The 7058-nt window shown below is 37.6% G+C and carries 6 protein-coding genes; all 6 read left to right on the forward strand.

Features of this window, described 5'->3' with window-relative positions; genetic code table 11:
- Positions 1-502, forward strand: a 502-nt coding sequence (locus AC11ZT_RS06830; RefSeq protein WP_484058878.1) for a GNAT family N-acetyltransferase, incomplete at its 5' end; no start/stop codon positions are given.
- Between the two features lie 119 nt (positions 503-621).
- Entirely contained in the window at positions 622-1656 is a 1035-nt protein-coding gene (gene argC, locus AC11ZT_RS06835) for an N-acetyl-gamma-glutamyl-phosphate reductase (protein ID WP_484058879.1), read from the forward strand.
- Positions 1657-1668: 12 nt separating this feature from the next.
- On the forward strand, positions 1669-2898 hold the full coding sequence (argJ, locus tag AC11ZT_RS06840) for a bifunctional ornithine acetyltransferase/N-acetylglutamate synthase (protein ID WP_484058880.1): 1230 nt from the start codon (positions 1669-1671) through the stop codon (positions 2896-2898).
- A gap of 17 nt (positions 2899-2915) precedes the next feature.
- Positions 2916-3689 (forward strand): acetylglutamate kinase, encoded by a 774-nt coding sequence (argB, locus tag AC11ZT_RS06845; protein ID WP_484058881.1) that lies wholly within the window; start codon positions 2916-2918, stop codon positions 3687-3689.
- Positions 3686-4864: an acetylornithine transaminase gene (locus AC11ZT_RS06850; RefSeq protein WP_484058882.1), complete on the forward strand. Its 1179-nt coding sequence runs from the start codon at positions 3686-3688 to the stop codon at positions 4862-4864. Before argB ends, AC11ZT_RS06850 begins: the two co-directional genes overlap by 4 nt.
- A gap of 406 nt (positions 4865-5270) precedes the next feature.
- Positions 5271-7058 (forward strand): hypothetical protein (locus AC11ZT_RS06855; RefSeq protein WP_484058883.1); only part of this gene is annotated, 1788 nt, incomplete at its 3' end.

Here is a 7058-nt window from a genome sequence, read left to right on the forward strand (position 1 = left end):
GCATTTTGAAATCCTTTTACAAGAAAAAGAAGGTATGTATCAATTAGAGGAAAGCCAAGATCATGTGCTTGTATATTATGAACAGTCTGATTATATTTTCATTGATTATATTCTAGTGAATGGAGAATGCCGTGGTAAAGGGATAGGGAGTATCGTTCTTAACCAGCTAAAGTCAAAGGGGAAAGCTATTATACTGGAGGTTGAACCAATTAATCCTTTAGATCCAGGCTCGGAGAAAAGAATTCGATTCTATGAAAATAATAATTTTTTAAAGATGAATACCATTCAGTATGAAAGAATTCATACGGTCACAAATGAGAAGAATATGATGGATGTTTTTTGCTGGGCACCGGTACATAAAACGGAACAATGGGTATATGACCGAATGAAATCAATCTATAATGATGTACATGCTTTTAAAATAAGGGAATTATATGGGTGCAATCCTCAGCCAGTATCAGATGTACTCTGGCTGAAAGAACTAATGTATGGTAAGTCTTGAAATGGTTAAACCAATATCCAAGGTGAGTTCCCCAATGCTGCTCTTTTTATAAATTTTTAAACCTAGTATAAGTATAAATTTTATGTATATATATACATGCAGTCACGAGGAGGATAGTAATGAAAGTATCTATAATTGGTACTTCTGGATATGGCGGTGGCGAACTTTTTCGCATATTACATAATCATCCTTTATTTCGTATACAATCTGTCCATACAACAAGGGATGAGATTCCGTTATATGAAGAGTTTCCACATTTGAACGGAATTACAAGCTTAAAACTTGAGCATATCGATGCTGAAGAAATAGCGAAGCATTCAGATATCGTTTTTATAGCCGCCCCATCAGGGGTATCTAGTAAGCTTGTTCCAGCCTTCATGGATACAGGTATTCAAATTATCGACTTATCTGGTGATTTGCGCCTGACCGATGGAGAAATGTATAGGAAATGGTATAAGCACGAACCAGTTGAAAACAGTTTATTAAAAAAATTTGTATATGGGTTAAGCGAATGGAATAAAGAAAAAATTATCGATGCTAAATTAATAGCGAATCCAGGCTGTTACCCTACAGCCACCCTATTGGGTCTTGCACCAGTGGTAAAAGAGGGACTGATTGACCCGGATATAATCATAATTGATGCAAAATCTGGCGCTTCCGGAGCTGGAAGATCTGTATCTAAAAGCCTGCTATTCTCGGAAATGAATGAAAATTTTCGAATATATAAGGTAAACGAACATCAGCATATTCCTGAAATTCAACAGCAATTGAACCTTTGGAATGCAAGAGTTTCACCTATTACATTCAATACCCATTTGCTGCCAATCACAAGAGGAATCATGGCAACCATATATGTAAAGCTTACAGCAAATATGGATACTGATAGTCTCATTGAATTATATAATGAACAGTATTTTAGGAATCCGTTTGTGAGGATAAGGAAGAAAGGTAATTTCCCATCTGTAAGCGAAGTATCAGGGTCAAATTATTGTGATATTGGTTTACATGTTGATGAGAGAACTGGAAGATTAACGATCGTTTCTGTAATCGATAATCTCATGAAAGGTGCTGCAGGTCAGGCGGTTCAAAATGCCAATTTAATGAATGGATTAGATGAAAAAATGGGATTAGAGTTCATTCCCTTGTACCCATAAGGAGGATTCGAAATGCAAATATTGTTAAAGGATAACATAGTTGAAATTGAAAATGGGGATATATTATCACCTTTAGGATATACAACTTCAGGGGTTCATGCTGGTCTCCGCTACTCTAAAAAAGACTTAGGGATCATAATTAGTGAAATCCCGGCTTCATCTGCTGCAGTTTATACTACAAACCAATTCCAAGCAGCACCTTTAAAAGTAACGCAAGAAAGCATTGAGAGTGAAGGACTTTTACAGGCTGTTGTTGTAAACAGTGGATGTGCCAATTCTTGTACTGGAGAAAGAGGATACAAGGATGCATTGAAAATGCGCTACTTAATATCTGAGAAATTCAACATTAAGGAAAATTATGTGGCTGTTGCATCGACAGGTGTTATAGGTGAGTTTTTAGATATGGATAAAATCGCTAACGGTATTCAATTACTATCACCAGGCAATTTAGACAGTGATGCAGTTGATTTTCAAACTGGTATTCTAACTACCGATATCGTCATGAAAAGCTGTGGATACTCAACTATGATCGAGGGCAAAACCATAACGATTGGGGGTGCGGCAAAAGGGTCGGGGATGATACATCCGAACATGGCTACTATGCTCGGCTTCTTAACAACGGATGCATCTATTTCTTCTGAGAATTTATCGAAAGCTTTAAAAAGTGTAACCAATAATACTTTTAATCAAATTACTGTGGATGGAGATACCTCTACAAACGATATGGTGCTTGTTATGGCGAATGGACTGGCAAGAAATAATCCGTTAACTCCAGAACATCCAGAATGGAAAACATTTGTTGAGCTTTTAACAAGGGCTTGTGAAAAATTAGCAAAGAAAATTGCTATGGACGGAGAGGGAGCTACAAAGTTAGTAGAAGTTGAGGTACTAGGTGCAAAGGATCATGAGGAAGCTAGAGTAATTGCCAAACAAATTGTTGGGTCAAATTTAGTGAAAACCGCTGTATTTGGTGCCGATCCCAACTGGGGACGAATCATCAGTGCTATTGGTCAGACAAAAGCGACGATTAATCCTAATACAGTCGATATTTCCATCAACCATATTAAGATGCTTGAAGATAGTGTACCGTGTACATTTTCAGAGGACCAAGCACGAAAGTATTTAAATCAGCCATTAATAAAAATTTTAGTTGATCTGCATGTAGGAAATGGAGCTGGTAAGGCATGGGGCTGTGACCTGTCTTATGACTATGTCAAAATCAATGCCAGCTATCGTTCGTAAGGATAGGTGAAAATAGGATGAAATATATTGTTATCAAATGTGGCGGCAGTGTTTTAGACGAGTTAACATCCGCTTTTTTTACAAGTCTTTCCGAACTGGAAAACCAAGGTTATAAACTGGTCTTTGTCCATGGCGGTGGCCCCGATATTAATGAAATGCTAGAATTATTTAATGTGAAACCACAATTTGTAAACGGACTTCGAAAAACAGATGAGCAAACACTAAAAATTGCTGAAATGATTCTATCAGGTCAGACGAACAGAAAGCTTGTGGCAATGCTTCAGCAGTATCAATTCTCTGTAATGGGGATTAGCGGTAGCGATGGGCACTTATTACAAGCTGATTACATAAACCGTGAAGAGCTTGGTTTTGTTGGAGAAGTCAGCAAGGTGAATACAAAATTCTTAGAACTTGCCATTAATGGAAACTATACTCCTGTCATTACTCCGATAGGAATTACTGAAAACGGCGAAAAACTAAATATTAATGCAGATTATGCGGCAGTAGAGGTGGCTAAAGCCCTTCATGCAGAACAATGCCTATTTGTTACCAATGTTGATGGAGTATTCATTGAGGGCTCGCTCGTCAGTGACCTTACAAAATATGAGATCGATACCTATATTGCAAATGGTGAAATTCACGGCGGGATGATTCCGAAAGTTCAATCAGCGATTCATGCTGTGGAAAAGGGCGTTGAAAGTGTAATGATCGTGTCCGGTAAAAAAACATTTTTTGAAAATGGTAAATGGAACGGTACGAGAATTGTTCATAAGGAGCTGATCAAAAATTGAATCACTTATTTGCAACCTATGCACGCTGGGAGGTTGAACCTAAAACAGCGTACGGCAGTACGATTACAGATAAAAATGGGAAAAAGTATCTAGATTTTACTTCAGGAATCGGGGTCTGTAATCTTGGACACCGCCCGAAAAATGTAGAGGAAGCGGTATTTAAGCAACTCAGTCAATATTGGCACGTATCGAACCTATTCCAAAGTGGAAACCAAGAGATAGCCGCAAAAATGCTTGCAGAAGCTGCCGGGATGGATCGAGTTTTCTTTGCCAATAGCGGTGCAGAAGCAAACGAAGCAGCCATTAAGCTAGCTCGTAAAGCAACAGGAAAAACGAAAATGATCACCTTTAAAAATTCCTTTCACGGCCGCACTTATGCGACGATGTCAGCAACAGGCCAAGATAAAATAAAGCATGGATATGGGCCAATGCTCGAAACATTTGTATATGTTTCATATAATGATATCGAAGGGGTTAAGAGTGTAATAGGAAATGATGTAGCCGCAGTTATGATTGAGGTAGTACAGGGTGAAGGTGGAATTCATGTTGGGAATATGGATTTTTTACAGGGGGTTCAGGAGCTTTGTAAACAGCATGGTGCACTTTTAATCATTGATGAAGTCCAAACAGGAATTGGACGAACGGGGAAACCATTCGCCTTCCAACATTTTGACTTAGAACCAGATCTTATTACATCAGCCAAAGGATTAGGAAGCGGTTTTCCTATCGGCGCTGTAATTGGGAAAGAAAAACTTGCGCAATTTTTTGGCCCAGGAAGTCATGGCTCAACCTTTGGAGGAAATCCTGTAGCAATAGCCGCAGCTATTGCTACCATGGATGCCATTTTTAAAAAGGAATTTTTAGATGATATTGTTGATAAAAGTGAGTTTTTCTTTAAGCAAATATTGATTAATTTGAAACACTTAAACATTATACAGGATATAAGAGGTATTGGATTGATGGTTGGAATCGAATGCAAGTTTGCCGTAAATACATTGTTAAGTGAGCTTCGAAATAGGGGGCTTATCGTATTGACAGCAGGGGAAAAGGTCATTCGAATATTGCCCCCGCTTACCGTATCAAAAGAAGAACTATTAGATGGAGTTAACATTATAAAAGAAATTTTGGAAAAAAGTACATGTCAACCGAAAAGCAGTACAATGGTTATTAAATGATACAATAGACCGATAGATTAAAAGGGACCCGAAATAAAATTTCATGGTCCTTTTTTATTTTAGTACAATAATTGAGCGGTAATTTCATGATCATACCTAACCCATGCTCCTTAGTTTGTGTCCAACAAAATGATTTGTAATATACACTATTTTGTGTTAGATTAATCAAACAATAATTTATATTTTAATTTTAAAAATATTCATAATATTAAATATATAAGCATGCCCTGTACCTCGATTTACCTTACGTTCATCTAGTGAAGTGAAGAATGAATTTAACAACTAAAGCTGCCATCAATTCTTAGTCTGAACGACTCATTTGGTTTTTTTCTTTTCATTAGTAATTCTATTTGTATTTAAACAGTATGATACTGTAAAAGAATATGCTGGAAAGGGAAATGGACATATGGGACTTTTTCAATTTGCTTCAGAGGATTCGTTTCAAAAAGCCTTTCATCAGTTATGGCGAACTTCGGCAACAAATAAAAAGTTATTGCAGCAAAAAGTTCTTGAGGAAGCTGGTGTCCTTCTAGAGGAACCGAATGGATTGGAAAAACTTTTTTTATATGCGCATCTTTTTGATGAATCCGGGGTCTTTGCAGGGAAGCCATGGGAGAATGTTGGTAAGCTAAATCCTGCACTTGTTAGGGGGACTCTCCATTCAGGCGGTATTACGGCAACGGCCGAAGCATTGAGCGAACTGAGAATTATTTCCATTGCTAGAGGTGTATATGTACATCCAGAAATGTCCGCGTCTGAAGCAACTGGATTTTTGACGAAGGTTTTGGCTTTGAACCTGGATCTTCTATTAATGAAGGAAACGGAAGAAAATCGAATAAAACAGCTTTACAAAGACAAACAGGCCTCAGAGATTTTGGGATTTATCTCAGATCATTGTTTTTCACCACTTGTTTTTCAAAGTCTGTATCTGGAAGTCAATAATCTCGCCGTTCAAAGGCCGATTGTAACTGACAAAATTCTAAAATTAATTGCAAGTGCAAAAAGATTAGCGGGTGGATTGGAAGAGAGGGATTCAAACTTAATGCAATATGAAAATGCAGTTTATTGTCCATCTGATATGGCTGATGCGTCTTGGGAAAATTATAAAAATAAATTGAATTCCAGCAATGATTTATTATTAATCCAAGAGGCCAAGCAATTACGTGAATCAATGAAGCATACTGGGCTAGTTTCACCGTTTCATGCACTATTTTTGAACCATATTAATAAAGAAAAGTTAGACTTGCTGGAGAGCCTACTGGCCGTGGACAAAAAAGCGAAAGAAAACCTACAGTTAAATCTACATTTTGTTTCTTCTCTCATCACTTCGGCAATAACGGTAAAAACAAGGAGAAGCATTTATGGTTTAATGCGATGTTTACAGAGAGATATTTTTACCAGCGAACTCATTAAAGAAGTAAAAAAGTTAATGGAAGTTCCTATTCATGATAAGATTAATAAAAGGGTTTCTGCAGTATATAAAATAACAAATGCGGATGAACTTCGTTCTCATCTAATATCGGGAATGATAAGTGTATTAGGACAACCGCTAGGAATTGGTCAAGGCTTTAACCCAACGTGCCAATCGACAAGAGCACTCAGTTATTGGTCACAAAAAGAGCCTGTTCTGCTGCTAAGAATGTTTAATCATTTCCTAGAGCACGGTTCAATCACTTTTGATATAGAGGGAAATTCTATTTCCTCTGATACGCATCCGCTTGTCCCATTGGATGATGAGATTCATATTGATACAATATCACTACTCTTGATTCCTCACCTTAATTCTATCTATTTTGAAATGTTAAAGACTGCACAAGGGCGCGTACATGATCCACATAAATGGATCAACCCAGCTTTTCATATAAAAGGCATATGGACTGGGTTTTCAGATGTCTATAGTGACTTAGAGTTCGAAGCCAAATTCCACCGACACTACCACCCAACGAACAATCCAAATGTTAATGAAGAGCTTCCTCAGCCTGCTGGCATCACCATTTACAACCATTCTGGTAAGGTGCTTGGAGCACATGCAGTACTTATACAAAGAGTAAGCCTCGACCCCAATGGCTGTATTCGCGTTTATTTTTATAATCCAAATAACGACAGCCTTCAAGTATGGGGAAAATCCATTAAAACAAGTGTTTTTGAAAATGGTGAGCTAGAAGGCGAGTCGTCCCTTCCTTTTGATGATTTT

The sequence above is a fragment of the Ectobacillus sp. genome, from assembly GCF_056992975.1.